Origin of the sequence: Pseudogemmobacter humi (assembly GCF_900609055.1) — a bacterium.
Classification (GTDB): domain Bacteria; phylum Pseudomonadota; class Alphaproteobacteria; order Rhodobacterales; family Rhodobacteraceae; genus Pseudogemmobacter; species Pseudogemmobacter humi.
This window is the reverse complement of the sequence record NZ_UXAW01000072.1, coordinates 13,034-40,014: the sequence shown is the minus strand read 5'-3', so window position 1 is coordinate 40,014 and position 26,981 is coordinate 13,034. Positions and strand designations below refer to the sequence as shown.

General features: G+C 66.5%; 28 protein-coding genes. 14 read left to right on the top strand and 14 right to left on the bottom strand.

All coding sequences use genetic code 11. The features are described from left to right. The 4 genes from XINFAN_RS12240 to XINFAN_RS12225 form a co-directional block, all read right to left on the bottom strand. A partial coding sequence (locus XINFAN_RS12240) for a hypothetical protein (RefSeq protein ID WP_148087148.1) occupies window positions 1–851 on the bottom strand: 851 nt, incomplete at its 3' end. A 271-nt stretch (window positions 852–1,122) separates the two neighbouring features. Then, complete coding sequence (locus tag XINFAN_RS12235) at window positions 1,123–1,578, bottom strand: universal stress protein (RefSeq protein WP_124087153.1); 456 nt, start codon at window positions 1,576–1,578, stop codon at window positions 1,123–1,125. A 110-nt stretch (window positions 1,579–1,688) separates the two neighbouring features. Further along, window positions 1,689–2,132, bottom strand: coding sequence for a PaaI family thioesterase (locus tag XINFAN_RS12230; protein WP_124087152.1), 444 nt, complete (start codon window positions 2,130–2,132; stop codon window positions 1,689–1,691). Continuing rightward, window positions 2,129–2,566, bottom strand: coding sequence for a PaaI family thioesterase (locus XINFAN_RS12225; RefSeq protein WP_124087151.1), 438 nt, complete (start codon window positions 2,564–2,566; stop codon window positions 2,129–2,131). Before XINFAN_RS12225 ends, XINFAN_RS12230 begins: the two co-directional genes overlap by 4 nt. Before the next feature lie 111 nt (window positions 2,567–2,677). Here XINFAN_RS12225 and XINFAN_RS12220 point away from each other — a divergent pair, with 111 nt between their 5' ends. Further along, a complete protein-coding gene (locus tag XINFAN_RS12220; RefSeq protein WP_124087150.1) occupies window positions 2,678–3,061 on the top strand; it encodes a MerR family transcriptional regulator in 384 nt (127 codons plus the stop codon). Between the two features lie 880 nt (window positions 3,062–3,941). On the opposite strand, the gene XINFAN_RS12215 is transcribed toward XINFAN_RS12220, so the two are convergent. The 3 genes from XINFAN_RS12215 to XINFAN_RS12205 all read right to left on the bottom strand — a co-directional run bounded on the left by XINFAN_RS12215 (window position 3,942) and on the right by XINFAN_RS12205 (window position 5,705). Then, window positions 3,942–4,235, bottom strand: coding sequence for a GNAT family N-acetyltransferase (locus XINFAN_RS12215; RefSeq protein WP_124087149.1), 294 nt, complete (start codon window positions 4,233–4,235; stop codon window positions 3,942–3,944). 115 nt (window positions 4,236–4,350) lie between these two features. Continuing rightward, on the bottom strand, window positions 4,351–4,998 hold the full coding sequence (locus XINFAN_RS12210; RefSeq protein ID WP_124087148.1) for a CoA transferase subunit B: 648 nt from the start codon (window positions 4,996–4,998) through the stop codon (window positions 4,351–4,353). Beyond that, window positions 4,998–5,705 (bottom strand): CoA transferase subunit A, encoded by a 708-nt coding sequence (locus XINFAN_RS12205; RefSeq protein ID WP_124087147.1) that lies wholly within the window; start codon window positions 5,703–5,705, stop codon window positions 4,998–5,000. Before XINFAN_RS12205 ends, XINFAN_RS12210 begins: the two co-directional genes overlap by 1 nt. Before the next feature lie 159 nt (window positions 5,706–5,864). On the opposite strand from XINFAN_RS12205, the gene XINFAN_RS12200 reads away from it, so the two are divergent. From XINFAN_RS12200 to XINFAN_RS12160, 9 genes are all read left to right on the top strand, one after another. Then, window positions 5,865–6,425 (top strand): helix-turn-helix transcriptional regulator, encoded by a 561-nt coding sequence (locus XINFAN_RS12200; RefSeq protein WP_124087156.1) that lies wholly within the window; start codon window positions 5,865–5,867, stop codon window positions 6,423–6,425. 121 nt (window positions 6,426–6,546) lie between these two features. Further along, window positions 6,547–6,939, top strand: coding sequence for a MerR family transcriptional regulator (locus tag XINFAN_RS12195; protein WP_124087146.1), 393 nt, complete (start codon window positions 6,547–6,549; stop codon window positions 6,937–6,939). Window positions 6,940–6,960: 21 nt separating this feature from the next. Then, complete coding sequence (locus XINFAN_RS12190) at window positions 6,961–8,736, top strand: acyl-CoA dehydrogenase C-terminal domain-containing protein (RefSeq protein ID WP_124087145.1); 1,776 nt, start codon at window positions 6,961–6,963, stop codon at window positions 8,734–8,736. 3 nt (window positions 8,737–8,739) lie between these two features. Then, on the top strand, window positions 8,740–8,952 hold the full coding sequence (locus XINFAN_RS12185) for a hypothetical protein (RefSeq protein WP_124087144.1): 213 nt from the start codon (window positions 8,740–8,742) through the stop codon (window positions 8,950–8,952). Continuing rightward, window positions 8,952–9,164: a hypothetical protein gene (locus tag XINFAN_RS12180; RefSeq protein WP_124087143.1), complete on the top strand. Its 213-nt coding sequence runs from the start codon at window positions 8,952–8,954 to the stop codon at window positions 9,162–9,164. Before XINFAN_RS12185 ends, XINFAN_RS12180 begins: the two co-directional genes overlap by 1 nt. Before the next feature lie 328 nt (window positions 9,165–9,492). Then, entirely contained in the window at window positions 9,493–10,140 is a 648-nt protein-coding gene (locus XINFAN_RS12175; RefSeq protein ID WP_124087142.1) for a glutathione S-transferase family protein, read from the top strand. Window positions 10,141–10,305: 165 nt separating this feature from the next. Further along, complete coding sequence (locus tag XINFAN_RS12170) at window positions 10,306–11,517, top strand: acetyl-CoA C-acetyltransferase (protein WP_124087141.1); 1,212 nt, start codon at window positions 10,306–10,308, stop codon at window positions 11,515–11,517. Then, window positions 11,517–11,999: a cupin domain-containing protein gene (locus tag XINFAN_RS12165; RefSeq protein ID WP_124087140.1), complete on the top strand. Its 483-nt coding sequence runs from the start codon at window positions 11,517–11,519 to the stop codon at window positions 11,997–11,999. Before XINFAN_RS12170 ends, XINFAN_RS12165 begins: the two co-directional genes overlap by 1 nt. Beyond that, entirely contained in the window at window positions 11,992–14,181 is a 2,190-nt protein-coding gene (locus tag XINFAN_RS12160; RefSeq protein ID WP_124087139.1) for a 3-hydroxyacyl-CoA dehydrogenase NAD-binding domain-containing protein, read from the top strand. Before XINFAN_RS12165 ends, XINFAN_RS12160 begins: the two co-directional genes overlap by 8 nt. 314 nt (window positions 14,182–14,495) lie before the next feature. On the opposite strand, the gene XINFAN_RS12155 is transcribed toward XINFAN_RS12160, so the two are convergent. The 4 genes from XINFAN_RS12155 to trpS form a co-directional block, all read right to left on the bottom strand. Then, window positions 14,496–14,828 (bottom strand): tRNA-binding protein, encoded by a 333-nt coding sequence (locus XINFAN_RS12155; RefSeq protein WP_124087138.1) that lies wholly within the window; start codon window positions 14,826–14,828, stop codon window positions 14,496–14,498. Beyond that, window positions 14,825–15,637, bottom strand: a complete 813-nt coding sequence (gene proC / locus XINFAN_RS12150) for a pyrroline-5-carboxylate reductase (protein WP_124087137.1) — start codon at window positions 15,635–15,637, stop codon at window positions 14,825–14,827. The genes XINFAN_RS12155 and proC overlap by 4 nt, the downstream gene beginning before the upstream one ends. Before the next feature lie 19 nt (window positions 15,638–15,656). Continuing rightward, entirely contained in the window at window positions 15,657–16,160 is a 504-nt protein-coding gene (locus tag XINFAN_RS12145; RefSeq protein ID WP_124087136.1) for a type III secretion system chaperone family protein, read from the bottom strand. Window positions 16,161–16,676: 516 nt separating this feature from the next. After that, entirely contained in the window at window positions 16,677–17,711 is a 1,035-nt protein-coding gene (trpS, locus tag XINFAN_RS12140; RefSeq protein WP_124087135.1) for a tryptophan--tRNA ligase, read from the bottom strand. 87 nt (window positions 17,712–17,798) lie between these two features. On the opposite strand from trpS, the gene XINFAN_RS12135 reads away from it, so the two are divergent. After that, complete coding sequence (locus XINFAN_RS12135) at window positions 17,799–18,488, top strand: rhomboid family intramembrane serine protease (RefSeq protein WP_124087134.1); 690 nt, start codon at window positions 17,799–17,801, stop codon at window positions 18,486–18,488. Here XINFAN_RS12135 and murJ read toward each other — a convergent pair. From murJ to XINFAN_RS12120, 3 genes are read right to left on the bottom strand one after another with little or no spacing between them, the layout of a single operon-like run. Then, window positions 18,485–20,032: a murein biosynthesis integral membrane protein MurJ gene (gene murJ / locus XINFAN_RS12130; RefSeq protein WP_124087133.1), complete on the bottom strand. Its 1,548-nt coding sequence runs from the start codon at window positions 20,030–20,032 to the stop codon at window positions 18,485–18,487. The two genes, XINFAN_RS12135 and murJ, sit on opposite strands and share 4 nt — an antisense overlap. 15 nt (window positions 20,033–20,047) lie before the next feature. Next, the gene (locus tag XINFAN_RS12125; protein ID WP_124087132.1) at window positions 20,048–22,888 is read right to left on the bottom strand and encodes a [protein-PII] uridylyltransferase; all 2,841 of its coding nucleotides are present in this window, start codon (window positions 22,886–22,888) and stop codon (window positions 20,048–20,050) included. After that, window positions 22,848–24,020 (bottom strand): penicillin-binding protein activator, encoded by a 1,173-nt coding sequence (locus tag XINFAN_RS12120; protein WP_124087131.1) that lies wholly within the window; start codon window positions 24,018–24,020, stop codon window positions 22,848–22,850. Before XINFAN_RS12120 ends, XINFAN_RS12125 begins: the two co-directional genes overlap by 41 nt. Window positions 24,021–24,108: 88 nt before the next feature. Here XINFAN_RS12120 and rsmI point away from each other — a divergent pair, with 88 nt between their 5' ends. Genes rsmI through gshB form a run of 3 tightly spaced genes read left to right on the top strand, consistent with a single transcriptional unit; the run spans window position 24,109 to window position 26,438 of the window. Beyond that, a complete protein-coding gene (gene rsmI / locus XINFAN_RS12115) occupies window positions 24,109–24,990 on the top strand; it encodes a 16S rRNA (cytidine(1402)-2'-O)-methyltransferase (protein WP_124087130.1) in 882 nt (293 codons plus the stop codon). Between the two features lie 17 nt (window positions 24,991–25,007). Further along, a complete protein-coding gene (locus XINFAN_RS12110) occupies window positions 25,008–25,433 on the top strand; it encodes a YraN family protein (RefSeq protein ID WP_233352199.1) in 426 nt (141 codons plus the stop codon). A gap of 60 nt (window positions 25,434–25,493) precedes the next feature. Further along, window positions 25,494–26,438 carry a glutathione synthase gene (gene gshB, locus XINFAN_RS12105; protein ID WP_124087129.1) on the top strand — a complete coding sequence of 315 codons (945 nt, stop codon included), beginning with the start codon at window positions 25,494–25,496 and terminating at the stop codon, window positions 26,436–26,438. The last annotated feature ends 543 nt before the right edge of the window (window positions 26,439–26,981 follow it).

Sequence of the window (26,981 nt, the reverse complement as noted above, 5' to 3'; positions counted from 1 at the left end):
GTCCAGGGCGGGGTGGTATCGACCACGGCGGCCTTGCCGGGCCGGTCCACCTGATCCTCGGGGCGCGATCCGCCCGCGGCGGCCACCGGCGGCGCCGAGGACGAGACGCCGTTGATCACCTGGTCGATCACGCCGCCGCTGGTCCAGATCAGCGAGCCGGGATTGTTGTTGCCGACCAGAGTCGAGCCCGCCATCAGGTTCAGCCGGAAATAAGCCTCGGGATTGACCACCGCCGACATCGTGGTCCATTTGCCCTGATACAGGTCGGAGCGGGCATAGGCGGTCATGCCGTTCTCGATATCCGCCCAGGTGATCCAGAGCACGTCGTCCCTGTATTGGAACGGCTCTTTCCCGGCGACGGCCTTGCCCAGGAACCAGTCGTGATCGGCCTTGACCCCGTTGAGGTCGCCTTCGCGGATGATCAGCGAGAAATGCCCGTCGGTCGACAGATATTCCTCATCGTTCTTGCCCTCGACCGCTTCCATATAGCCGTAGGGATAAAGGTAGGAGGTATTGGCGATCGGCGAATAATTGACCTGCCAGTTGTTGTTGACCCGCTCGTCCTCCAGAAACAGCACAAGATCGCGCAGATCGCTGAACAGCGGCTCTCCGGCGCCCCGCACCCGGGTGACGTAGGTGACGAAGGCGCTCTGCGAACCCTCGTTCCAGACGCCGTCGATATAGCCGAAATAGTCGCCGGTATAGGCCAGCGCCGCCTGAACGGTCGCGGTGTCCTCGCGGCTCATGTTGCGGGCGTCGAAAGGCTGGTTCACCCAGGATTGCGCCTGCAAAGCGAGGGGGGCGATCAGGGCGAACAGAACCAGCCAGACCGATAGCAGCGCGCGGCGCATCTGAGTATTCTCCGGGGTGGACTCGTGATCCCTATGCTGCCGCGCTTCGCGCCGAATGCAAAGCGGTTCTTGCAGCTTTCAGGGTCATGAGAACCGTAATCGCGGCAGATTCGGCCGCCACCCGGTCCCCGCCGCCTGGCCGGGGGCGCGCGAGCACTGTCCAAGGGGATCGCGGCGAGCCGCCATGGCCCCCTCCCGGCAGCGGGCATCTGTCCCTGAATATCCCCCCCGGAGGCATCCGCGCCGTCGGGCGCGGGCCTCTGCTCCGGCGTCAGGTGATCTTCTCCAGCTTTTCCTTCGACATGTCGCCCGGCACGATGGTGATCGGCGTCGGCAGGCTGCCCGAGTTGCGGCTCATCGCGGTTACCAGCGGGCCGGGGCCGGATTTGTCGGTGCCGGCGCCAAGGACCAGCACGCCGATTTCCGGGTCTTCGTTCATCTGCGCGAGGATCTCGGTCACGGTATCGCCCTCGCGGATCACCAGTTCGGGGTTCACCCCCTGCCTGTCGCGCATCCATTTGGCGAAGACCTCGAAATGCGCCTCGATCCGCTCGCGCGCCTCGGCCCGCATCAGATCGGCCACGCCCATCCAGTGCTGGTATTCCTCGGGCGGGATGATCGACAGGATCGTCACCCCCGCGCCGGTATGGGCCGCCCGGAGCGCGGCGTAGCGCATGGCGTTCAGGCATTCGCGGCTGTCGTCGAGGATGACGAGGAACTTCCGCATCAAAGGCACTCCCACTTTTGGCCCGCGCAATTCTGGAACGGCAAAGGGGGAAATGGCAAGCGGCTCTGTCGTGATTTCGCGCGCCATCCTGCGGGTCACGCAGGGGCGGCTCAGCCGCGCTGCATCAGGAAATGCCCGGTCGCCTGCGCGAAAGGCCGGTCCGGCTCGTCCTGCCAGGCCTCGACATGCACACTGGCATAGCGCCGCCCCGAGCGGTTGATCCTGGCCCGAGCGAAAGCGTCGCGCGCCGTGCCGGGGCGCAGATAGTCGATGGTCAGGTCGATGGTTTTGGGCAGAATCACCGGCGCCTGCACCGCGATCACCCCCTGGCGCAGCCCGGACCAGACAAGGCCGGTGATCGCCGTCACCTCAAGAAAGGCCGCCGTCACGCCGCCGTGCAGCGCCGGGATCAGCGGATTGCCGATCAGATCCGGGGCATAGGGCAGCACCCCGGTCAGCTCGTTTCCGGCGGTCTCGAACCGGATTCCCAGAAAGGCCAGATAGGGAATCGCCGCGGCGGTCTCGCGCAGCAGGCGCTCGTATTCGCTGCTCATCGCGGGTCTCCGTTCCGGCCCGCATCCACCGTGAAGGCGCCGGTGGCCATGGCGACCGGGCGGGATTCGTCCTCGTCGGTGGCGGTGACGCGCACGAAGGCGACCGAGCGGGTGATGTGGTGGCATTCGGCGCGGGCGCGGATGGTCTGGCCGGGGGTGGCCGGGCGCATGTAGTCGATGCGCAGGTCCAGCGTCGCGGTCGAGACTGGCCCCGCCGGATGGCACATCACCGCGGCCCCCGAGGCGGTGTCCATCAGCGCCGAAACCGCGCCGCCATGGATCACCCCGGTCGCCGGATCGCCGATCAGCTTCTCGTCCCAGGGCATCGAGACCACGGTGCGGCCCTGGCCGATCTCTTCCAGCACCAGCCCGAGCGCCCGGGCATGGGGCAGGGCCTGAATGAACATGCGGGCGGTGTCGGTGATATCGGCCATGGCGCGCATCAAACCCGCGCGCGGCGCGCGGCGCAAGGGGCGATCGGCCGCGCATCGAAACCTTGCCTTATCCCCGCGCCTCGCCCTACCATCTGCGGCGCGGAGGAAGACATGCCGGAAAACATTCGCCTCAGTTTCAAGGAGATGTGCGCAAGGTTCGACGTGACCCCGCGCACGCTGCGTTATTACGAATATGTCGAACTGCTCTCCCCCGAGAAAGAGGGGCGCGCCCGGTTCTACGGCGCGCGCGAGATCGCGCGGATGAAGCTGATCCTGCGCGGGCGGCGCTTTGGTTTCAGCCTGGAAGAGATCCGGCAATGGCTGCTGATCTACGGCAAGAAGGGCGAGCGTCCGCAGCTTGAGGCCTGGCTCGGTCTTGCCGACCGCCAGCTCGGAGAACTGGAGCGCCAGCGCAGCGAGCTGGACACCACCATCGCCGATCTGCGGGCGCTGCGCGAAACCGCGGTGGAGGAAATTCGTAAATCCGGCTCCTGATCCGCTTCCGGCGCCCGGACCGACGAGATCGCGGGAGAGCTGCGGGGGTCAGGATGTGCCGGGCGGAGTCTGCCGGGCCGGGTCGCGATGCAGGCGAGCGCTTGTTTGAAAAGGGCAACCGGACCGGAAAATACACCGCGTCGCTGTGGTTGGATGTCTTGAAAACACAAGACCGGCATATACGTGTCTTTCGGCAGAACAGGGCATCCCGGGAGGTGGGGCTGGCAAATGGCCGTGGATGTTTCCCGGGCCGCACCATTCCGGCGGGGCGGCATACCTTCCGCGGGCGGACCTCTTTGGCTGCGTCGGCAGGCCAGGCGCAACGGGGCCGCCTTTGCCTGGCTGATCCGGGGAAAGGATTGCCGTTCTGTCCCGGGCCGTCGAGGATGGGGTTGCGGTCGTCCATGCCAGCGGCCCGGCTGCGCTCTTGTCGCATGTTCCGGCGCGCGATGGAGGCCCGGTTTTCTGCGCCTGTGCCGCGCCTCCCCGCATGGCAAAACCCGGAAACCGGCCCCCAGCCCCCGGGCGAGCCCCTGCCGGGCAAGACCCCGTGGCCTGTCTTCGGCAGAGCATTGACATCCTGCCGGAACCTTTCGCTCCGGATTGCCCGGAAGGGTCATGACCGCCGCCGCCCGCGCCGTCATCCTGAACCATATCCTGCGCCTGGGCTTTGCCAGGGTCGCTGCGGCACTGTTCGTCGGATCGGCAGGTGAAGGGCGGCGCAGGGTGCACTGGCCGAGGGGCGCCGCCGGACAATCCCCGGACCGCCGCCCTGTTCCGTCATCGCAGTGCAACAAGAGGCGGCCCCGGGACCCGCACCTTGCCATCCCGCCCGGCAGGGCCCCTGCCTGACAGGGTGACACCCGGGTCCACCGCAGCGTCAGCTTTGAAACACGTCGGCCCATTCAGGATGGCGCAGGCTCTGGGCCCTGACGAAAGGACAGAGCGGGACAACCCGGTACCCTCTCGCGCGGGCGTCGGCGACCAGCGCTTCGACCAGCGCCCTGCCCGCGCCGGTGCCGCGAAAACTGTCCGGCACTCCGGTGTGATCGGCGATGATCAGCACCGGCGAGGTGATCGAGAAGGTCAGCTCCGCCTCCTCCCCGTCCCGGCGCAGGACGAACCTGCCGCGCGTGGCGGCGGTTTCCTTTTCGATTTCGGGCAATCCGGTCATGACGGCTCTCCTCTGGCAGGGCCTTTGCGCCTGCACCTTTCATCCTGACGGAAATACCCTCGGGGGGAGGCGCCGCAAGGCGCCCGGGGGGCGGAAAGCCCCCCGCCCCCGCCGGTCAGCCGACGATGGTCGCCTCGGTCACCGCGCGCAGTTCGGTCTCGCTCACGCCGTCGGCCAGTTCGACGATCTTCAGCCCGCCCGGCACCACGTCGAGCACGCCGAGATTGGTGATGATGCGGTCGACCACGCTCTTGCCGGTCAGCGGCAGGGTGCAGGCTTTCAGCACCTTCGATTCGCCGTGTTTCGAGGTGTGGTCCATCACCACCACCACGCGCCCGACACCCGCGACCAGGTCCATCGCGCCGCCCATACCCTTCACCAGCTTGCCGGGGATCATCCAGTTCGCCAGATCGCCGTTCTCGGCCACTTCCATCGCGCCAAGGATCGCCATCGCGATCTTGCCGCCGCGGATCATCGCGAAAGAGGTCGCCGAGTCGAAAAAGGCGGTCTGCGGCAGTTCGGTGATCGTCTGCTTGCCGGCGTTGATCAGATCGGGGTCTTCCTCGCCCTCATACGGGAACGGCCCCATGCCGAGCATGCCGTTTTCCGATTGCAGCGTGACCTCCACCCCGTCGGGAATGTAGTTCGCCACCAGCGTCGGAATGCCGATCCCGAGGTTCACATACCAGCCGTCCTGCAACTCCTGCGCGGCGCGGGCGGCCATCTGATTGCGGTCCCAGCCCTTTTGTTGAACGTCAGCCATCACACGGCCTCCTTCTTGCGGGTGGTGCGCTGTTCGATGCGCTTCTCATGCGGCCCCTGCACGATGCGGTGGACATAGATCCCCGGCAGGTGGATCGTGTCGGGGTCCAGCGCGCCCAGAGGCACGATCTCCTCGACCTCGGCCACGCAGACCTTCCCGCAGGTGGCGGCGGGGACGTTGAAGTTGCGCGCCGTCTTGCGGAACACGAGGTTCCCCGACGGATCGGCCTTCCAGGCCTTGACGATGGCAAGATCCGCCACGATGCCGCGTTCGAGGATATAGGTCTCGCCGTCGAAATCGTGGTGCTCCTTACCCTCGGCGATCACCGTGCCGACGCCGGTTTTCGTGTAGAAACCGGGGATCCCGGCGCCGCCCGCGCGCATCCGCTCGGCCAGCGTGCCCTGCGGGTTGAACTCCAGCTCCAGCTCGCCCGAGAGATACTGGCGCATGAATTCGGCATTCTCGCCGACATAGGACGAGATCATCTTCCTGACCTGCCGGGTCTCCAGCAGCACCCCGAGGCCGAACCCGTCGACACCCGCGTTGTTCGAGGCCACCGTCAGATCCTTCACGCCCGAGTCGCGGATCGCCGCGATCAGCAGTTCGGGGATCCCGCAAAGGCCGAAGCCCCCCGCCGCGATCAGAAGGCCGTCGCGCAGAAGGCCCGATAAGGCCGATGTGGCATCGGCATGGATTTTCTTGCTCATTGGTCCGCTTTCTCCCGGGCCGGGCTTTCAGAGCCCCGGCCATCCCTCATGACCCTGCTGCGATCATGCGAGGTTGCGCGCCGGGCCGCTATTCGTAGAAATACGTAGGGAGATACGTAGTCTGGAGAGACGCATTTGCCCGGAGCCGCGCCGCATGCCATGCTGGCCATGAAGGAATACGAGCGTCTGGCGTTTCACCACGCGCCGGATGCCACGCTGATCCTGTCCGAGCGCAGGATCCTTGCCGCCAGTCTGATGGTGGAAACGGTCTTCGGCTGGTCGCCGCAAGAGCTGGCGGGCAAATCGATTCGCATCCTCTATCCCGGGCAGAGCGATTACGAACTGATCGGCCAGAGGGCGCGGCGGGCGATGCAGGAGCGCCCCTTCTACAGCGACGCGCGCTTCATGCAGCACAAATCCGGCCAGGCGGTCTGGATGGCGGGACGCGGCCGGGCGCTGGATCCGGCGGATCCGCAGCGACTGGCGATCTGGACCTACCGGCCGCTTGAGGCGGGCGCCGCCGCGGATACCGGGCTGACCAAAGCCGAGATGCGGGTTGCGGGCTATCTGGTGAACGGGTTCACCAGCAAGGAGATCGGCCTCGCGCTGAAATGCTCGCCGCGCACGGTCGAGGTGCACCGCGCCAATATGATCCGCAAGCTGAACGTCAGAAACAGTTTCGAGCTGGTGAAACATCTGCTGGCTTCGGTGCCGCCGTGAAGGGCCGCGCGGGCAATGCCGTGACGTGACGTTATGCCTTACGTTAACGTCAACTTTGTTGCCAGCAAAACCCCCATGCTCCATTTTTGACAAAGGCAGCCGCGACAGGACAAGGCAGGGGATGAACGCCAGCGATCTGATGACCATCCGGGAGATGTGCGACGCTTTCGATGTCACCCCCCGGACCCTGCGCTTCTACGAGGCGAAGGAACTGATCCGTCCCGAACGCCAGGGCTCGCGCCGGCTGTATTCGCGGCGCGACCGGGCGCGGCTGAAGCTGATCCTGCGCGGCAAGCGCTTCGGGTTCAGCCTGGAAGACATCCGCCAGATGCTGAACCTCTACGCCCGCGAAGGATCGAATCTGGCGCAGATGCAAAGCACCTACGATCTGGCGCGCGAGCGTCTGCGCCTTATGGAAGACCAGCGCGACGAGCTTGAGATCGCCATCGCCGAACTGAAGGCCGAACTCGACGCCGGCGCCATGATGATCGCCGCCGCCCGCGCGGCCGACTGACCTGCCCTCAGGGAGAGACCAATGACCAGCTATACCGCCCCCCTCCGCGACATGCAGTTCCTGTTTAGGGAGGTGCTGAAGGTTCCGGCCTCGGACATTCCCGGCTACGCCGATCTGGACGAGGGCTTCACCTCGGCCGTGCTGGAAGAGGCGGGCAAGGTGGCCTCCGAGGTGCTGGCGCCGCTGAACGCGGTGGGCGACCGCGAGGGCTGCCACCTGGAGAACGGCGTGGTGCGCACCCCCGAGGGCTTTGCCGAGGCCTTCCGCGCGATGAAAGAGGGCGGCTGGACCGCGCTCGACTGCGACCCGGAATATGGCGGCCAGGGCCTGCCCTATCTGATGCAGACGGCGGTGGGCGAGATCTTCGTCAGCGCGAATATGGCCTTCAACATGTATCAGGGCCTGACCCACGGCGCCTATTCCGCGATCCACACCCATGGCACGCCGGAGCAGAAGGCCGTCTATCTGCCGAAGCTGGCGAGTTGCGACTGGACCGGCACCATGAACCTGACCGAGCCGCATTGCGGCACCGATCTGGGCCTGATGCGCACCAAAGCCGAGCCGCAGCCGGATGGCAGCTATCTGATCACCGGCCAGAAGATCTTCATCTCGGCGGGCGAGCATGATCTGGCGGAAAACATCATCCATCTGGTGCTGGCCCGCGCCCCCGGCGGCGGTGAGGGCACCAAAGGCGTCTCGCTCTTCATCGTGCCGAAAGTCCTCGTGAACGCGGACGGCAGCCTCGGCGAGCGCAACGCCGTCTCCTGCGGCAAGATCGAGGAGAAGATGGGCATCCACGGCAACGCCACCTGCGTGATGAACTACGACGGCGCGAAGGGCTGGCTTCTGGGCGATCTGCACAAGGGCATGCGCGCCATGTTCACCATGATGAACGAGGCGCGGCTCGGCGTGGGCCTGCAAGGCTATGCGGTGGCCGAGGCGGCCTATCAGAACGCGGTGATTTACGCGAAAGAGCGGCTCCAGGGCCGGGCGGTGACCGGGGCGCAGAACCCGGATGGGCCGGCCGATCCGCTGATCGTCCATCCCGATATCCGCCGGATGCTGATGGATCAGAAGAGTTTCGTCGAAGGGGCGCGGGCGCTGACCTTCTGGGGCGCTTCGCTGATCGACCGGGCGCACCGGCTGAACGATGCCGCGGCCGACGGGCTGGTGGGGCTCCTGACCCCGGTGATCAAGGGTTTCCAGACCGACAAGGGGTTCGACTCCGCGGTTCAGGCCCAGCAGGTCTTCGGCGGCCATGGCTATATCGAGGAACAGGGCATGTCGCAATTCGCCCGCGACGCCCGGATCGCGATGATCTACGAGGGCGCGAACGGGGTGCAGGCGCTGGATCTGGTCGGCCGCAAACTGGCGCAGGACGGCGGCAAGCACGTCATGGCCTTTTTTGAGCTGGTCAAGGCCGAATGCAAGGCGCATGACGGCGACGAGCGGATGAAACCCTTCACCGATGCGCTGAAGGTGGCGTCGAAACAGATGCAGGCGGCGGGGATGTATTTCATGCAAAACGGCATGAAGACCCCTGATGCGGCGCTGGCCGGATCGTCGGATTTCCTGCATCTGACCGGCCATGTCTGCCTCGGCCTGATGTGGACGAAGATGGCGGCGGCGGCTTATGCCGCGCTGGATGCCGGAACGGCGGACAAGGCCTTCTGCGAGACCAAGATCGCCACCGGCCGCTATTACATGGCGCGTCAGCTGCCCGGTTGCGCGACGCATCTGGCGCGGATCGAATCCGGTGCGGAGCCGGTGATGGCGCTGGCGCCCGAGGCATTCTGAGCGATGAAATCGCTGGCCGAACTTGTGCTGCTGCTCGCCACGATCGTGGGAATCGGCGCGCTGTTGTGGATGGCGTTTCACTTCGTTTCGGTGGAGATTACGGGTGAGCCGGGAACCGGAGCCTCGGATCCCGGCTTTCGCGGCGGGCTCCGGGTGTTTGCCGGCGCGGCCGCGGTTTTCGTGCTGACCGCGTTCCTGCGCCGGAGGATACCCTGATGCCCAAACGCTTCCGCCTGACCCGCCGCTTCCCGGTCGCGATGACCGAGGACGGCTACCGCCGGCTGAAACGCTTCGCCACCGAGGCGGGTCTGGACGAGGGCGAAGCGCTCTCCTTCCTGTTCGAGCATTTCGACAGCGTGGTGAACGGCGACAACCTGACCCACCGGCTGCGACTGTTCAATTCAGAACTGGAGGCGCGCAAGCGGTGAGCGTGGCACGGGCGGAAACGGCGGATGCCTCCGGCGGGGGTATTTGGGTCAGGATGAAAAGCCAGGACCCATAAAGACCGATCCGTGCCGCTGCGACTGTCCGTTTTGGTGGTCCGGGGCTTCGGAGCGGGGTTTCTCCCCGAGCCGTCATCGGCTCTCGGGCCTGGGCTGCAAGCCGGAGTTTGGAACGGCGAGGTTAACGAAACCCTCTTTCACCCTGATCCAAATACCCATGCGGGCGAGGCCATTGATTTCGCCATTGGTTCGGGAAACCAATGGTCTCGGGGAGGGGAACCCCCGCTTCCCCTGCGGATTACAGGAGATCGCGATGACGGCAAAGCTCTGGTGTTTCGGCGAAAGCGGCAATTCCTACCGGGTGGCGCTGATGCTGACGCTCACCGGCACCAGATGGCAGCCGGTCTTTGTCGATTTCTTCAACGGTGAGGCGAGGAGCCCCGCTTTCCTCGCGCTCAATCCGATGGGCGAGGTGCCGGTGCTCGACCTCGACGGCCGCATCCTCACCCAGTCGGGCGTCATGCTGCTCCATCTCGCGCAACGCACCGGACGGTTCGGCGGAGAGGATGCCAGCGAGGCAGACGAGATCCTGCGCTGGCTGTTCTGGGACAATCACAAATTCTCGGGCCAGATCGGCACCACGCGGTTCCTGATGAATTTCCTGGCCCCCGACAAGCGCCCGCAGGAGGTGATCGGCTTCCAGCAGCGCAGGCTGCGGGCGGCTTATCAGGTGCTGAACGACCACCTCGCCGCGCGCGACTGGGTGGTAGGCGAGGGCCCGACCATCGCGGATTTCTCGCTCTGTTCCTATCTGTATTACCCCGAGCCCTTCGGCTTTGACCGCAGCGAATGGCCGGGGATCGACCGCTGGCTGAGCCGGATCGCGGCGCTGCCCGGCTGGGGCCATCCTTATGATCTGATGCCGGGCCGCCCGTCCGACCGTCAGACCGGCCGCGCCTGACGCCCGCGCATTTTGCCGCGCGTCGTGACGCGGCGAAAGAATTGCACGAGGCGCCCCGGACGGGCGAGAATAAGTGCAACCGCGCGCCCCGAAGGGGGCGCGACAGACTTCACGGATGGCCCGCGCGATTCCCCGGGCCGCCCGCCGGAACCCGGAGGAGACGACATGACCGAAGCCTTTATCTACGACGCGATCCGCAGCCCGCGCGGCAAGGGCCGCCCCGACGGCGCGCTGCACGAGGTCACCTCGGTCGCGCTTTCGGCGCAGATGCTGAACGCGGTGCAGGAGCGGAACGGGCTGCACGGCCATGCGGTTGAGGATGTAATCTGGGGCAATGTCACCCAGGTCGGCGAACAGGGCGGCTGTCTGGCGCGCTCGGCAGTGCTGCTCTCGGATCTCGACGAACGTATCCCGGGCCTCGCCATCAACCGCTTCTGTGCCAGCGGGATGGAGGCGGTGAACCTTGCCGCCAACCAGGTGAAGGGAGGCGCCGGTCACGGCTATATCGCCGGCGGGGTCGAGATGATGGGCCGTGTCGCCATGGGCTCGGACGGGGCGGCGATCGCGGTCGATCCGACGCTGGCGATGAAGACGTATTTCGTGCCCCAGGGCATTTCCGCCGATATCATCGCGACGAAATTCGGCTTCACCCGCGAGCAGGCCGATGCCCTTGCCGCCGAAAGCCAGCGCCGCGCCGCCGCCGCCTGGGAGGCCGGGCGGTTCGCCAAAAGCATCGTGCCGGTGAAGGACCGCAATGGGCTGACCATCCTCGATCATGACGAATACATGCGCCCGGGCACCACGGCCGAGGCGCTCGGCGCGCTGAAAGCCAGCTTCAAAGACATCGGCGAGGTCATGCCCGGCTTCGACAAGGTGGCGATGCTGAAATATCCCGAACTTGGGAAAATCGAACATATCCACCATGCCGGCAACTCTTCGGGCATCGTGGACGGCGCCGCCGCGGTGCTGATCGGCAATGCCGAATTCGGCCGTGCCCATGGCTTGACGCCCCGCGCCCGCATCCGCGCCACCGCGAAGATCGGCACCGATCCGACCATCATGCTGACCGGGCCGGTGCCGGTGACCGAGAAGATCCTGAAAGACTCGGGTCTGAAGATTTCCGACATCGACCTCTTCGAGGTGAACGAGGCCTTCGCCGCGGTCGTGCTGCGCTTCATGCAGGCTTTCGATGTCTCGCCCGATCTGGTCAACGTCAACGGCGGCGCCATCGCCATGGGCCATCCGCTCGGCGCCTCGGGCGCGATCATCATCGGCACGCTGCTTGACGAGATGGAGCGGCGCGATCTGAACCTCGGCCTCGCCACGCTCTGCATCGCTTCCGGCATGGGCGCGGCCACGATCATCGAGCGCGTGTGATGAAAAAGCTCGACTTCGCGAAAGTGCCGCTCAAGACCGGCTCGATCTATCCCGCGCCTTACGCCGGGATGATGCAGGGCCGGTCCTCGCTGCGGCTCGGCGAGGCGGCGGGGCTGACCCAGTTCGGCGTCAATCTGGTGACGCTGAAACCCGGCGCGCTGTCGTCTTTGCGCCACTGGCACCGGGCCGAGGACGAATTCGTCATGGTGATCTCGGGCGAATGCGTGCTGCTCACCGATGACGGCGAAGAGATCATGCACCCGGGCGATTGCGTCGGCTTCCCGGCGAACAGGCCCGACGGCCATCACCTTGTCAACCGGGGCGACACGCCCGCCGTCTTCCTCGCCATCGGCTCGAAAGCCCGCGAGGAGGTCGCCACCTATTCCGATGTCGATCTGGTGCTGCATCTGAAGGACGGCACCGCGACATATACCCACAAGGACGGGCGCCCCTACCAGCCCGAGGGAGAGAACAATGGCTGATTTCACCTGGACCCTGGACGCAGACGGCGTGGCCGTGATCACCTGGGACGTGCCCGGCAAGTCGATGAACGTCATGTCGATGGAGGCTTTCGCCGAGCTTGACGCGCTGATCGACAAGGCGCTGGCGGATGAGGGCGTGAAGGGCGTCATCATCACCTCGGGCAAGAAGGATTTCGCCGGCGGGATGGATCTGAACGTGCTGGCCGGGATGCAGGCGGGCGGCGCGCAGGCGATCTTCGACGGCGTGATGAAGATGCACGGGGTGCTCAGGAAGATCGAACTTGCCGGGATGGACTTCAGGACCAAGAAGGGCGGCAAGCCGATCGTCTCGGTTCTGCCGGGCACCGCGCTGGGCATCGGGCTGGAACTGCCGCTGGCGACGCATCGCATCTTTGCCGCTGATAATGCAAAGGCGAAGATCGGCCTGCCCGAGATCATGGTCGGCATCTTCCCCGGCGGCGGCGGCACCACCCGCGTCTCGCGCAAACTCGGCGCGATGATGGCGGCGCCGTTCCTGCTGGAAGGGAAGCTCTCGGATCCTGTCGCGGCAAAGGCTGCCGGGCTGATCGACGAGGTGATGCCAGCCAATCGGATCATGGATCGTGCGAAGGATTGGGTCCTGAACGCCAAAGAAGCAGACCTGGTCAAGCCCTGGGACGCCAAGGGCTACAAGATGCCCGGTGGCGCGCCCTATCATCCGGCCGGGTTCATGACCTTCGTCGGCGCCTCGGCCATGGTCCATGCGAAGACGCAAGGCGTCTATCCGGCGGCGAAGGCGCTGCTTTCTGCGGTCTATGAGGGCGCGCTGGTCCCCTTCGATCAGGCGCTGAAGATCGAGGCGCGGCAGTTCACCTCGGTGCTGCTGAACCCCTCGTCCAGCGCGATGATCCGCAGCCTGTTCATCAACAAGGAGGCGCTGGAAAAAGGTGCGAACCGGCCCGATGTGCCCGATCAGAGCGTGAAGCGGCTCGGCGTCCTCGGCGCCGGGATGATGGGCGCAGGCATCGCCTATGTAGCGGCGAACGCCGGGATCGAGGTCGTGCTGATCGACGCGAGCCAGGAGGGCGCCGACCGCGGCCGCGCCCATTCCGAAAGCCTGCTCGACAAGGGGGTGAAGCGCGGCAAGGTCACGCCCGCGAAGAAGGAAGAAGTGCTGGGCCGCATCACGGCCACCACCGATTACGCGCGGCTCGCCGGCGTGGATCTGATCGTCGAGGCGGTGTTCGAGGATCCGAAGGTCAAAGCCGAGGTCACCAAAAAAGCCGAGGGCGCGGCGGGCGAGGGCGCGGTCTTCGCCACCAACACCTCGACCCTGCCGATCACCGGGCTGGCACGCGCGAGCGTGCGGCCCGACCGTTTCATCGGCATCCATTTCTTCTCTCCCGTCGACAAGATGATGCTGGTCGAGATCATCCGCGGCCGCGAGACCGGCGATCTCGCGGTGGCCCGCGCTCTGGATTTCGTGCGCCAGATCCGCAAGACGCCCATCGTGGTGAACGACGCGCGTTTCTTCTACGCCAACCGCTGCATCATCCCCTATATCAACGAGGGGATCCGCATGGTGGCCGAAGGGGTCTCGCCCGCGCTGATCGAGAATGCCGCGAAGCTGGTCGGCATGCCGCTCGGGCCACTGCAACTGGTCGATGAGACCTCGATCGAACTCGGGGTGAAGATCGCGAAGGCCACGAAAGCGGCGATGGGCAGCGATTACCCCGACGAGGCGGTGGACAAGGTGCTGTTCTGGATGGCCGACCAGGGCCGTATGGGCCGCAAGAACAACGCCGGTTTCTACGCCTATTCCGACAAGGGCGAGCGGCTGGAGATCTGGGAGGGGCTGGCGCGGAAATACCCGCTCGACAAGGTGCAGCCCTCGCTGGCCGATGTGCAGCATCGCCTGCTGTTCGCCCAGGTGCTGGAGGCGGTGCGGGCGCTGGAAGACGGCGTGCTGACCGACATCCGCGAGGGCGATGTGGGCGCGATCCTCGGCTGGGGCTTCGCGCCGTGGTCGGGCGGCCCGTTCTCCTGGCTCGACATGATCGGTGCGGGTGCTGCGCTGAAACTCTGCCGCGAGCTGACGGCGCAGTTCGGCCACCGTTTCGAGGCGCCCGCTCTCCTGCGCGAGATGGCCGAGGCAGGGGAAACCTTCTACGCCCGCTTCGGCGCGGGGAAACAGGCGGCCTGACTGTTCCGCCGGTCGCCCGTGGCAGACCGGCGGATGCCTCCGGCGGGGATATTTAAGGACAGAAAATGACAGGGGCGCGGCACTCTGACTGGCCGGTCCCTCGTGGCGCCGTAGGCAGCGAGAGCTCCACCGGCGCCGCTTCTGTTCATTTTCTGTCTGAAAATATCCCGGGGGTGAGGAGCGTAAGCTCCGAGGGGGCAGGGCCCCCTCTTTCGTCGGCCATGACAGGCTGTGGTCGGGAAAGGTAAAACCGCCGCCCCGAAACGCCGCGGTTTCCGCTCTGCAATGTGGTGAAAGGGAAAGCCTGCGCGGGGTCAGAACATCCGGCCGCCGGGCGGCACTTCGGACGAAGGTGTCAGCAGCACCACCTCGCCCTCGGCATCGGGCACGCCCAGCACCAGCACTTCCGAGCGCACCGGGCCGATCTGGCGCGGCGGGAAGTTCACCACCGCCAGCACCTGGCGGCCGGGCAGATCCTCCAGCCGGTAGTGTTTCGTGATCTGCGCCGAGGAGCGTTTCACACCGATTTCCGGTCCGAAATCGACCCGCAGCTTGTAGGCGGGTTTGCGCGCTTCGGGGAAGGGTTCGGCCTCGACGATCCGGCCGACGCGGATATCGACCTTCGCGAAATCCTCGTAGATGATCATTTTCCCAGCTCCCGCCCGCGTTCCGCTGCCGCCTGCACCGCGCGGCGCAAAAGCGCCGGGAAGCCGGTTTCCGGCTCCATCAGCACGGCCAGAGCCGCCGCAGTGGTGCCGCCCGGCGAGGTGACGTTGATCCGCAGTTGTTCGGCGCTGTCCGCGCTGCGATGCGCGAGTTCCCCGGCGCCGGTCACTGTGGCACGGGCGAGTTTCATCGCCACCTCGGGCGCCAGCCCCTCGGCTTCGCCCGCGGCCGCCAGCGCCTCGATCAGATGGAAGACATAAGCCGGGCCGGAACCCGAAACGGCCGTGACCGCATCGATCTGCGCCTCGGTCTCCAGTTCGACCACCTCGCCCACGGCCTGCATCAGCCCGGTCGCGGTGGCGACCCCCACCGCGCCGGCATGGGCGTTGCCGACCAGCCCCGAGATGCCGCGCCCGACCATCGCCGGCGTGTTCGGCATCACCCGCACCACCGGGGTCCTGGCGCCCAGCACCGTCTCCAGCGTGGCGATCGTGGTCCCGGCGGCGACCGAGATGAACAGCGTCCGCCCATTCCCGAGCGCCTGGAGCGCGGGCAGCGCCGCGCCCATCATCTGCGGCTTGACCGCCAGCAGCGCGACCGCGGGGGCGGGCGGCAGACCTTCGTTCAGATGCACACCGGCACCCTTCAGCCAGTCTGACGGATGGGGCTCGATCACCCAGGCCGATTGCGCGGGCAGCCCGGCCTTCAGCCAGCCCGCAAGCAGCGCCGAGCCCATCTTGCCGCAGCCCAAAAGGACGATCCCGTCCTGCGCGATGTTTTCCATGGATATTCCCTCTCGCGCCCTGGGGTCAGGCGCGGCCGTAAGCCTCTGCGATGGCGACCTTCAGCGCCTCGGCGGGCGGGCGGTCGCCCCAGAGTGTCAGCTGGAACGCCGGATAGAAGCGTTCCGCCGCCAGCACCGCCGAAGAGATCAGCCGGTCGATCTGTTCCGGCCCGGCGACCTGGCCGCCGGCGAGGCAGAGCCCGTAGCGCCAGACCATCAGTTTCTGCTCGTCCCACCAGGTGAAACCGCCGGTCCAGACCATGTCGTTGCAGCGGTTGATCATCTCGTAAAGCTGGGCCATCCGGTGCTCGGGCGGCTCCATCTCGAAGGTGCAGATCAGCCGCAGCGTCTCGTCCTGCCCGGACCAGGCCAGCGTCAGCGAATAGGTGCGCCATTGGCCCTCGACCGCCATGGCGATCTGGTCGTCGGTGACGCGGTCGAATTCCCAGGCGTGGTGCTCGGCCAGGGTTTCCACGATGTCGATGGGATGCAGCTCGTCCGCGAGCAGGAAATCCTCGGAAAGTGACATGCCCGGCCTCATCATGACGCCTCTTGCATGGGATGACCCACAAGAAGCTGGGGGTTCGGCAAGGTTATGCGGCGCGATGCGCAGGCCCCACCAGATATTGAGTGTATGGTGCGGGCAAAGGGGAATCCTGTAAAGCGGTTTCTTGTGGGCGGATCTGTGGAAAACCGGGTTTTCCACCGGAGTTTTCGGTCTTTGCATGCGAAAATGCCCCCGTGCGGGTGGCACGGGGGCAGGAGAGGGCGGGCAGCTTCGGCGCGGGGACAGCCGAAGCGCATCAGGGGGACAGGCTCGCCCGCGTCGGATCCTGGCCCCGGATGGATTCAGCGGTGTGACAGGGGGGGGCGGCGGTTTTCCCGGGATCGGCAGAGCGTCGGGAAATGTGCAGGTTCTGCCTGCCCGGCAGGGGAAGGGGGCGCTGCTCCCGTCTGCGCGGCGCGCAGACTCCCCCGGGGTATTTGAGCCAGGGTGAAAGCGGCAGGCGATTTTGTCCCTGCCGCCGCAAGGAGCCGCTTGCTGTCAGCCCTGACTGCCGATCATCCCGACGATCTCTTTGGTACGCGCGAGGATCGGCGCGGCGATGGCGCGGGCGCGGGCGGCGCCTTCGCCGAGGATGCGGTCGATCTCGGCCGGGTCCTGCATGTAGCGGTTCATCTCGGCGGTGATCGGGGCCAGCTTCTCCACCGCAAGCTCGGCCAGCCGCGGCTTGAAGGTGCCGAACTGGGCGCCGGCGAATTCGGCGATCACCTTCTCGGCGCTTTCGCCCGAGAGGGCGGCGTAGATGTTGATCAGGTTCTTCGCCTCGGGCCGGTCCTTCAGCCCGTCGAGGGTCCCCGGGAGCGGGTTCGGATCGGTGGTCGCCTTGCGGATCTTCTTCGCGATCGTGTCGGCGTCGTCGGTCAGGTTGATCCGGCTGGCGTCGGAAGGGTCGGATTTCGACATTTTCTTCGTGCCGTCGCGCAGGCTCATCACCCGGGTCGCGGCGCCTTCGATCAGCGGCTCGGTGATCGGGAAGAAATCCTGCTCGTAATCGTGGTTGAACTTGGCCGCGATGTCGCGGGTCAGTTCCAGATGCTGCTTCTGATCCTCGCCCACCGGAACATGGGTCGCGTGATACAGAAGAATGTCGGCGGCCATCAGCGAGGGATAGGCCAGCAGGCCCAGCGAGGAGTTTTCGGCGTTCTTCCCGGCGGTTTTGTCCTTGAACTGGGTCATCCGGTACATCCAGCCGATGCGGGCGACGCAGTTGAAGATCCAGGCCAGTTCGGCATGACCCGAGACCTGGCTCTGGTTGAACAGGATCGAGCGGGCGGGGTCGATGCCGCTGGCCAGATAGGCGGCGGCGATCTCGCGGGTCTGGTGGCGCAGCTTTGCGGGATCCTGCCAGACGGTGATCGCGTGCATGTCGACGACGCAATAGATCGTCTCGATCCCCTCGTCCTGCTTTTCGGCGAACCGCTTCAGCGCGCCGAGGTAGTTCCCCAACGTCATCCCCCCCGAGGGCTGGATGCCCGAGAAGATCCGTGGCGTGAAGGCGGGGCTTTGCCTCTGCATGATGCGCTCCGTCTGGAAAAGCTGACCCGCAGGGCGTAAGCCTTCGGGGGCGGGGCGTCAACATCGCGCCCGGAAGGGATTTCACCGATGCACGAGACCGACCCCAACGCAGCCCCGTTCAACCCGCTGCCCTGGATCGTCTGGGCGCTGGCACTGCCGATGATCGCGATGGAACTGGTGATGAATCTTGCCGAGCGCGAGATCTTCACCGGGCCGGCGGGGATCGGCTGGCGGATGCAGGCGGTGCAGGATTATTCGGTCGCGCGCAATGTGATGGAATATCTCTGGGCCAACCGGGTCTGGGACGAGATCGCGCTGCGGGCCTTCGCTTATCCGTTCATCCATGCCGGTTTCACCCATGCGCTGTTTGCGGTGGTGCTGCTTCTGGCGCTCGGCAAGATGGTGGGCGAGGTGTTCCGCTGGTGGGCGGTTGCCGTCGTGTTCTTCGGGGCGGCGCTGGCGGGGGCGGCGGCTTTCGTCGCCTTCGTGCCGCATGACGCTTTCGCGCTGATCGGCGCCTATCCGGGGGTTTACGGGCTGATCGGCGCCTTCACCTTCCTGCTCTGGGTGCGGCTGATCGGCACCGGCGGCAACCGCTACCGCGCCTTCACGCTGATCGGGATGCTGCTTCTTGTGCAGCTCCTGTTCGGGGTGCTGTTCGGGGGCGGCTATGAATGGATCGCCGATGTGGCCGGGTTCGGGGCCGGGTTCGGGCTGTCCTTCGTGGTCAGCCCCGGGGGCTGGGGCCGGGTCATGGCCCGGCTGCGCCAGCGTTAGGACTTGCGCCGGCGCAGCGAGGCTTTCAGATCCGCGATGCTCATCGCGCCGGAGAGCGTGGCGGTCAGGAAATAGCCCCCCATCCCGGCCAGCACCAGCACCAGCAGCATCGGGGTGCGGGTTTCGCGCGCCAGCGCGGCGTCGCCCATCAGCATCAGCATGGCCTGGAGCAGCGCCCCCATCACCAGCGACGAGGCCAGGATCCTCGGCATTCGGCGGCGGAAGCGGGCATCGGTCCGGACCGAATCCCCCATGTTCCGCGCGCCGAGCCAGAGTTGCAGCACCATGATCCAGGCAGCGGTCGAGGTGGCGATGGCGGCGGCGAGGAAGCCGATCAGCGGCATCAGCCCGACCGCGACCACGGCGTTCACCACCATCGAGATCACCGCGTAATTGAACGGCCGCCGGGTGTCGTGGCGCGCATAGTAGAGCGGTTGCAACACCTTGTGCAGAACGAAAGCGGGCAGGCCCGCGCCGTAGACCGCCAGCGCCAGCGCCGTGTTCTGCGCGGCCCCGGCCCCATAGGCGCCGCGCTCGAAGATCACGCCGATGATCGGCCGCGCGATCACGATCAGCGCCACCGCCGCGGGCAGCGTCAGGAGAAGCGCGAATTCCGCCCCGCGCGAGAACGAATGCTGCGCCCCCTCGGGGTCGTTGGCGCGCAACCGGCGCGACAGTTCCGGCAGCAGCACCACGCCGATCGCGATCCCCACCACGCCGAGCGGCAGCTGATACAGCCGGTCGGCATTGTAGAGCCAGGTGATCGCGCCATCGGTATAGCTGGCGACCTGGCGGCCGACGATCAGATTGACCTGCACCACGCCCCCGGCCAGCGCCGCCGGGGCGGCGATGATGGCGAGGCGCTTCAGCTCGGGCGTCCATTTCGGCATCTGGAACGGCAGCCGGAAGCCAAGCCGGCGCAAAGCCCACCAGGTCACGCCAAGCTGCAACACCCCCGAGACGGTGACCGACCAGGCCAGGGTCTCGCCCATGTCCCAGCCGAAGCGCCGCGCCAGAACCATCCCGGCGATCATCGCGACGGACAAAAGGATCGTCACCGCCGAAGTGGCGAGGAACCGGCCCATCGAATTCAGCACGCCCGAAAGCAGCGCGGTCAGTGAGATGAACAGGATATAGGGAAAGGCGATCCGCCCCATGGTGACGGCCAGGTCGAACCGCTGATCGCCCTGGAAGCCCGAGGCCATCGCCCACACCAGCAGCGGCATCGCCACGATGCAAAGCGCCGAGAACACCGCGAGGAAGCCGGCCAGTGTCCACCAGGCGTCGCGGGCGAAGCCGTCTGCATCCTCGCCGCCTTCCAGCTTCTTGGAATACATCGGCACGAAGGCCATGTTGAAGGCGCCCTCGGCGAACAGCCGGCGGAACATGTTCGGCAGCGACTGCGCCACGACGAAGGCCTGGCTGACCGGCCCGTCGCCGAGATATGCGCTCATGAACATGTCGCGCACGAGGCCCGCGATGCGTGACAGAAGCGTCCAGAAGCCTACGGTCACGAATCCCGTCACCAGCCGGATCGGTTTCATTGCGGGGGATGCTCCCTACCCTTGAGCCCGGGCCCGTTCGGCGCCCTCGGCGATGGCCTGGCGGAGTTTGCGCTCAAGCGCCTCCTGCCGGCGTTTCTCGTGCAGTTTCAGGCCGAACATGTCCTTGACATAGAAAGTATCCACGACCTGGGCGCCATAGGTGGCGATCACCGCCGAGACGATCGAGATGTTGTTGTTCGCCAGCGTCCGGGTCAGATCGTAGAGCAGGCCCGGACGGTCGCGGGTATCGACCTCGATGATCGTGTAGATGTCCGACCCTTCGTTGTCGATGGTGATATGGGTGGGGAAACGGAACTCGCGCTCGCGCTTTTTCACCTTGTCGCGGCCCGCCAGCGCCTCGCGCGCGACGACCTCGCCCTTCAGCGTCTTTTCGATCATCTGCCGCAGCCGGGGCAGGCGCAGGACCTCATAGGGATGGCCCTCGGAGTCCTGAACCCAGAACACCGCGGTGGCATAGCCGTCTTTCGAGGTATAGGTGCGCGCATCGACCACATTGGCGCCGACCAGCGCCAGCGCGCCCGCAAGCCGCGAGAAAATGCCCGGATGGTCGGCCAGCGCGAAACAGGCGCGGGTGGCGTCGCGGCTCTCATCCGGCTCCAGGTCGATCCTGATCTCGTCGTCGCCGATGCCGCGCAACAGCCGGGCGAAGACGGCCTGGGTCGAGGTTTCCAGCCCCTGCCAGTATTGCGCGTAATGCCGGGCGGTCTCGGCACGCAGCTCTTTCGCGTCCCAGTCGGCCAGCGCCTCGCGAAGCGCGCGCTTCGCCTCGTCCTCGCGGTTCTGGCGGTTCACGGTTTCCAGCCCGCCTTCCAGCGCATCGGCCGTGCTTTGATGCAACTGGCGCAGCAGCATGGCTTTCCAGTTGTTCCAGGTGTTCGGCCCGACGCCGCGAATGTCGCAGACCGTCAGCACGGTCAGCAGGTCCAGCCGCTTCTTCGTCTTCACGGCCTTGGCGAAATCGCGCACCGTACGCGGGTCGCCGATGTCGCGCTTTTGCGCCATGTCGGACATCAGCAGGTGCCAGCGCACCAGCCATTCCACCGTCTCGGATTCCTCCTCGGACAGGCCGAGCCGCGGTGCCACCTTGCGCGCGATCTGCGCGCCGAGGATCGAGTGGTCCTCGGGCCGCCCCTTGCCGATGTCATGCAAGAGAAGTGCTGCATAGAGCACCCGCCGGTTCACGCCGCCCGAAAGGATCGAGGACGACAGCGGCAGATCCTCGACCAGTTCGCCGCGTTCGATCATCGCAAGCGTCGAGATGCACTGGATCGTATGCTCGTCCACCGTGTAATGGTGATAGACGTTGAACTGCATCATCGCCACGATCGGCTCGAATTCGGGGATGAAGGCGGAAAGCACCCCCAATTCGTTCATCCGCCGCAGGCTGCGTTCCGGGTTGCCGTGTTTCAGCAAAAGGTCGAGGAAGATCCGCGCCGCCTCGGGCGTTTCGCGCATGTCCTCGTCGATCAGATGCAGGTTCGCCGCCACCAGCCGCATGACGTTCGGATGGAGGAGATGGCCGGTGCGCAACGCCTCCTCGAACACCCGGAGGAGGTTCAGCTTGTCCTTCAGGAACTCCTGCGGATGCGCCACGTCGAGCCGGCCCTGCACCAGCTTGTAGCCCTTGCGCACCCGTTTCGTCAGCTTGAAGAAGCCTTTCAGCGAGGCCTCGCGCTTGGCGTGGCGCGCCTCCAGCCCGGTCAGGAAGATGCGGGTCAGCTCGCCCACGCGGGTTGCGTGGCGGAAGTAGTCCTGCATGAAGACCTCGACCGCGCGGCGGCCGTTCTGGTCCTGATAGCCCATCCGGGCCGCGACCTCTGGTTGCAGATCGAAGGTCAGCTGATCGGCCGGGCGGCCGGTGATGTAATGCAGATGGCAGCGCACCACCCAGAGGAAATCCTCGGCGCGGCGGAAGGTCTCGTATTCCTCCTGGGTGAACAGCCCCGCGTTCACCAGCCCCGCGGCTTTGGCGACGCGGTGCAGATATTTGCCGATCCAGTAAAGGGTTTGCAGGTCGCGCAGGCCGCCCTTGCCCTCTTTGACGTTCGGCTCAAGCACATAGCGCTGGCCGCCCTGGCGTTTGTGGCGCTCGGCCCGTTCGGCGAGTTTCGCCTCGACGAATTCCGGCCCGGTCTTGCGGAACAATTCGCTCCAGAGCGCCTCGCCGAGTTCGGCGGCGAGAGCCGCGTCACCGGTGACGAAGCGCTTTTCCAGAAGCGCGGTGCGGATGGTGATATCCTCGCGCGCCAGCCGCACGCAGTCGCGGATCGTGCGCGAGGCATGGCCGACCTTCAGCTTCAGATCCCAGAGCATGTAGAGCAGGCTCTCGATCACGCTTTCGGCCCAGGGCGTGGTCTTCCAAGGCGTCAGGAACAGCAGGTCGATGTCGGAATGCGGCGCCATTTCCGCGCGGCCGTAGCCGCCGACGGCAAGGACGGCCATCTTCTCGGCCTCGGTCGGGACCGGCGCCGGATGCAGCTTCAGCGCCACCGCGAAGGCGGTGCTGACCAGCCCGTCGGTGAGGAAGGCCTGGGCCGCGATCAGCGGCCGGGCCTCGGTCGGGCGGGCACGGAAGGCGGCCTCCAGCGCGGCATTGGCTTCGGTCTTTGCGGTGGCCAGCGTCCGCACCGCGATGGCGCGGGCGGCTTTCGGATCGGCGGGCGCCTCTGCCGCGATCTCGCCCAGGATGGCGCGGGTCAGCGCATCCGGGTCGATGATCGCCGCCTCGGGCAGCAAGAGGGAAACCGCGGCCGGAGCATATCCGGCCGCGGCTTCGGTTTGGCGCGCCTTGGGCTCAGAGCCCGGCGCCGGCGAAGCTGCGGGGAGCAGGGTCAATCACGACCACCTGATTGTTGCGAATTTCAGCCACGGCGAGGCCGCGTTCATTGGTGCCGTCGCGATGCAGCCGGAAGATGCCCGAGACGCCGACGAAGCCCGCGCTCTGGGTCAGCGAACCGGCCGAGAGGTCGCGGCCCTGGCGCGCCAGCGCGCCGATGGCGGCGATGCCGTCATAGGCGAGCCCCGCGATCGGATGCGGCGCCGAACCATAGGCCGACTGATAGCGCGACTGGAACTGGGCGTAGAGGTTCGGGTCGGGCAGGGTGAACCAGCCGCCCTGAACGCCGGGCAGGCCCAGCGTCTGCGCCGGCACGTCCCAGCGGGTCAGGCCGAGGAATTTCGCGCTGCCCCGGTCCAGCCCGTTGTCGATCAGCAACTGGCTCAGCAGCGGCAGCGCGCCCGCGGTATCGGCGGTCAGGAACAGCGCCGAGGCGGCGGTGTCGCGCGCGGTCTGCACGATGCCCGGCGCCGCCGACGACACGCCCTGCTGGCTGAATTCGTAGGAGGAAACCGCCACCACTGTGCCGCCCGCCCGCGCCACGCCGCGCTGGATCGCGGCCTTGCCGGCCTCGCCCGCGGTGTTGCGCTCATGCACGATCATGATGCGGTTCTTGCCCTGGCGCACCGCATAGCCCGCCATCCGCCGCGCGGCATTGTCGAAAGTGGGCCCGAGAACAAAGACATTGCCGCCCGCGATATCGGTGTTGTTCGAAAAGGCGAGGACGTTGATTCCCTTCGCGGCCATCGCCACGCCCGCGGCGTTCGCCTCCTGGGCGAAGACCGGGCCGAGGATGATCTCGGCGCCCTCGTCCACCGCCTTCAGCGCCATGGCCGAGGCCTGGGCGGGGCTGCCGCCGGTCTGGTAGATCCTGAGGTCGATCTTCACGCCGGAGAGATCCGCCGCCGCCAGCCGCGCGGCATTGGCAAGGCTGTCGGCAAGGATCTGGTCGCTGGCCTGGCCCGAGCCGCCGGGCACCAGCAGCGCGACCTTCACCGCCCGCGAGCCGTCGCTCTTGCCGCCCCCGCCGCCGGGGCCATCCACGGGCACGCAGGCGGCGGCGAAGAGCGCGAAGAAGACGAAAAGGAAGCGGCCCAAGGACTTGCGGGCCGAACGGAATGCGGACAACATGGAACTCCCTCACGCAATGAGCAGGCGCGGTGACGATGGGCAGGTTAGTGGGTTCCGGTCCCGAAGTAAACTTGCCGGAGGGCAGGCGATGACGGGTTCCGCCGATCGCCCGGCGCGCGTGGGTGCCGCTGCGGTTCCCGCGGGGCTGCATCTGGTGTCGACCCCGATCGGGGCGGCGCGCGACATCACCTTGCGCGCGCTCGACATCCTCGCCGGGGCCGATGTGCTGGCGGCCGAGGATACCCGCACCCTGCGCCATCTGATGGAGATCCACGGCATCGCGCTTGGCGGCCGGCCGCTGCTCGCGGTGCATGACCATAACGAGCAGGGCGTGGCGGCGAAGATCACCGCGCTCTTGGCCGGGGGGAAATCGGTGGCCTATGCCTCCGAGGCGGGGACGCCGCTGATCTCGGACCCGGGCTTCGTGCTGGCGCGGGCGGCGGTGGCGGCGGGGGCGCCGGTTCTGGCCGCGCCCGGCGCCTCGGCGCTGCTGGCGGCGCTGGCGGTGGCGGGGCTGCCCACGGACCGCTTCCTTTTCGCGGGCTTCCCGCCCCAGCCTGCGGGCGAGCGCAAACGGTTTTTGCAGGATCTTGCCGGGGTCCAGGCCACGCTGGTGCTCTACGAATCGCCGCGCCGGGTGCGCAGGATGCTGGCGGATCTGGCAGAGATCTTCGGGCCGGGACGGCAGGTCGCGCTTTGCCGCGAACTGACCAAACGGCACGAGGAAGTGTTGCGCGGCACGCCGGAAGAGATCCTTTCCCTTCTGGGCGAGCAGGATCCGAAGGGCGAGATCGTGCTGGTGATCGACCGCGCGGCCCCGCAGGCCGTGGGCGCGGCCGAGGTCGCGGCGGCGCTCGACGAGGCGCTGCGCAGCATGAGCGTTAAGGAAGCCGCAACTTTCGTCGCGCAAAATCTGAAAGTGCCGCGGCGCGAAGCCTATCAGATGGCTTTGGCCCGCACGAAGACCTGACCTGCCAGGAGGCTGCCTTGCCCCTCGATTTCTTCGCCGAAGACCTGTGCCGCCCCGTGCCTTCGGCCCGGGTGCATCGCGGCCAGCGCAACCACCTTGCCGGCCTCGCCGCCGAGGATGCCGTCGCCCGCGACTATGCCGCCCGTGGCTGGCGAATCCTCGCCCGGCGCTGGCGTGGCCAGGGGGGTGAGATCGATGTGATCGCCGGCAAGGGCGACGATCTCGCCATCGTCGAGGTCAAGCGCGGCGCCACCCATGACATCGCCGCCGGCCATCTGAGCCAAAGTCAGATGCGCCGCCTCGGCGCCGCCGCCGAGGATTACCTGTTCGGGGTCCATCTGGCCGGACGCTGCCCCTGCACCCCGGTCGATATGCGATTCGATCTGGCCCTGGTCGATGGGCAGGGCCGTGTCGATATCGCCGAGGCCGCCTTCTTCCTCTGACGCATTTGCATCAGGGCGCGGCTTGCGTCATCAAAGGGCCGGAAGAAACAGGAGCTTTCCATGGCCCTCAAAGTCGCCTTTCAGATGGATCCGATCGGCTCGGTCAATATCGACGCGGATTCCAGCTTCCGCATCGCGCTTGAAGCCCAAAGCCGCGGGCACCGGCTGTTTTACTATACCCCCGACCGGCTGGCCTTCGTCGAGGGCCGGGTCACGGCCCGGGGGTGCTGGATCGAATTACGGCGCGAGAAGGGCAACCATGTCTCGTTCGGTGACGAGACCGAGGTTGACCTGTCGGAATTCGATGTGGTCTGGCTGCGCCAGGATCCGCCCTTCGACATGGGCTATATCACCACCACCCATCTGCTGGAGATGATCCGGCCCGGCACTCTGGTGGTCAACGACCCGTTCTGGGTGCGCAATTTCCCCGAGAAGCTTCTGGTGCTGCGCTTCCCGGACCTGACGCCCCCCACCGCCATCGCCCGCGATCTCGCGACGATCCGCGCCTTCAAGGAGCGTCATGGCGACATCATCCTCAAGCCGCTCTACGGCAACGGCGGCGCCGGGGTGTTCCGGCTGGACGGCAACGACCGCAACCTCTCGTCGCTTTATGAACTGTTCACCTCGATGAGCCGCGAGCCGATGATCGTGCAGAAATTCTTGCCTGCGGTGGCGCAGGGCGACAAGCGCGTCATCCTTGTCGACGGCGAGCCCGTCGGCGCGATCAACCGCGTGCCCCAGGCCGGCGAGACCCGCTCGAACATGCATGTCGGCGGGCGGCCCGAAAAGATCGGGCTGAGCGCGCGCGATCTGGAGATCTGCCGCCGCATCGGCCCGACTCTGCGCGACCACGGCCAGATCTTCGTCGGCATCGACGTGATCGGCGACTGGCTGACCGAGATCAATGTGACCTCGCCGACCGGCATCCAGGAGCTTGAGCGATTCGACGGCACCAATGCCGCGGAAAAGATCTGGCAGGCGATCGAGGCGAAACGCGCGGGGTGAACACCCTCCCTGGGCGCGGGAAACCCGATCCTGCCTGCCGGAAACCGCAACGGCTGGATTGCATCAGCATCGGCAGAGCCGGGACCTGCCGCGGGTCCCGTTTGCCCGACCGGGCGCTTTCCAATGACGCGGGCCGTTCGGGGGCTTGCCGGAAGTGCAGGGGTGGGCCGGTCCTTTCCGGCCTGCGTCGTGCTTCGCTCATATGGCTTGGCGGCCGCATCATGGGAGAGGTGAGGGTCTGATCGCGCGCAGAGAGGGCATGCCGGATCAGTCGCCCTGATTCCTGATGAATCCGGGTCCATGCACCCGGCCTCCGGCGCAATGAAATGCTCATATGCTGATCCCCCGTTTGTGCAGGCGATCCTGCTGATGTCGGGAATGACTTGCATCCAGAAATCTGGCGAGAGGTGTTTTTCGGCGACCCGGCGGGCCTTTACCGGAGTGGCGAGGGGACTCGGTGTTCTTATCCACCGGGCATCTGCTCCGCCGATCGCGGGTGATTCGATTGGGGAACATGAGGTGATGTGTCGGCTGCCATCATTT

Excerpts from the sequence above, each read along its gene's own strand:
- XINFAN_RS12235 (WP_124087153.1), bottom strand. The coding sequence starts at position 1,578 with ATGCGGAAGTTCCTCGTCATCCTCGACGACAGCCGCGAATGCCTGAAC.
- XINFAN_RS12230 (WP_124087152.1), bottom strand. The coding sequence starts at position 2,132 with ATGAGCAGCGAATACGAGCGCCTGCTGCGCGAGACCGCCGCGGCGATT.
- XINFAN_RS12225 (WP_124087151.1), bottom strand. The coding sequence starts at position 2,566 with ATGGCCGATATCACCGACACCGCCCGCATGTTCATTCAGGCCCTGCCC.
- XINFAN_RS12220 (WP_124087150.1), top strand. The coding sequence starts at position 2,678 with ATGCCGGAAAACATTCGCCTCAGTTTCAAGGAGATGTGCGCAAGGTTC.
- XINFAN_RS12215 (WP_124087149.1), bottom strand. The coding sequence starts at position 4,235 with ATGACCGGATTGCCCGAAATCGAAAAGGAAACCGCCGCCACGCGCGGC.
- XINFAN_RS12210 (WP_124087148.1), bottom strand. The coding sequence starts at position 4,998 with ATGGCTGACGTTCAACAAAAGGGCTGGGACCGCAATCAGATGGCCGCC.
- XINFAN_RS12205 (WP_124087147.1), bottom strand. The coding sequence starts at position 5,705 with ATGAGCAAGAAAATCCATGCCGATGCCACATCGGCCTTATCGGGCCTT.
- XINFAN_RS12200 (WP_124087156.1), top strand. The coding sequence starts at position 5,865 with ATGCTGGCCATGAAGGAATACGAGCGTCTGGCGTTTCACCACGCGCCG.
- XINFAN_RS12195 (WP_124087146.1), top strand. The coding sequence starts at position 6,547 with ATGAACGCCAGCGATCTGATGACCATCCGGGAGATGTGCGACGCTTTC.
- XINFAN_RS12190 (WP_124087145.1), top strand. The coding sequence starts at position 6,961 with ATGACCAGCTATACCGCCCCCCTCCGCGACATGCAGTTCCTGTTTAGG.
- XINFAN_RS12185 (WP_124087144.1), top strand. The coding sequence starts at position 8,740 with ATGAAATCGCTGGCCGAACTTGTGCTGCTGCTCGCCACGATCGTGGGA.
- XINFAN_RS12180 (WP_124087143.1), top strand. The coding sequence starts at position 8,952 with ATGCCCAAACGCTTCCGCCTGACCCGCCGCTTCCCGGTCGCGATGACC.
- XINFAN_RS12175 (WP_124087142.1), top strand. The coding sequence starts at position 9,493 with ATGACGGCAAAGCTCTGGTGTTTCGGCGAAAGCGGCAATTCCTACCGG.
- XINFAN_RS12170 (WP_124087141.1), top strand. The coding sequence starts at position 10,306 with ATGACCGAAGCCTTTATCTACGACGCGATCCGCAGCCCGCGCGGCAAG.
- XINFAN_RS12165 (WP_124087140.1), top strand. The coding sequence starts at position 11,517 with ATGAAAAAGCTCGACTTCGCGAAAGTGCCGCTCAAGACCGGCTCGATC.
- XINFAN_RS12160 (WP_124087139.1), top strand. The coding sequence starts at position 11,992 with ATGGCTGATTTCACCTGGACCCTGGACGCAGACGGCGTGGCCGTGATC.
- XINFAN_RS12155 (WP_124087138.1), bottom strand. The coding sequence starts at position 14,828 with ATGATCATCTACGAGGATTTCGCGAAGGTCGATATCCGCGTCGGCCGG.
- XINFAN_RS12145 (WP_124087136.1), bottom strand. The coding sequence starts at position 16,160 with ATGTCACTTTCCGAGGATTTCCTGCTCGCGGACGAGCTGCATCCCATC.
- trpS (WP_124087135.1), bottom strand. The coding sequence starts at position 17,711 with ATGCAGAGGCAAAGCCCCGCCTTCACGCCACGGATCTTCTCGGGCATC.
- XINFAN_RS12135 (WP_124087134.1), top strand. The coding sequence starts at position 17,799 with ATGCACGAGACCGACCCCAACGCAGCCCCGTTCAACCCGCTGCCCTGG.
- murJ (WP_124087133.1), bottom strand. The coding sequence starts at position 20,032 with ATGAAACCGATCCGGCTGGTGACGGGATTCGTGACCGTAGGCTTCTGG.
- XINFAN_RS12120 (WP_124087131.1), bottom strand. The coding sequence starts at position 24,020 with ATGTTGTCCGCATTCCGTTCGGCCCGCAAGTCCTTGGGCCGCTTCCTT.
- rsmI (WP_124087130.1), top strand. The coding sequence starts at position 24,109 with ATGACGGGTTCCGCCGATCGCCCGGCGCGCGTGGGTGCCGCTGCGGTT.
- gshB (WP_124087129.1), top strand. The coding sequence starts at position 25,494 with ATGGCCCTCAAAGTCGCCTTTCAGATGGATCCGATCGGCTCGGTCAAT.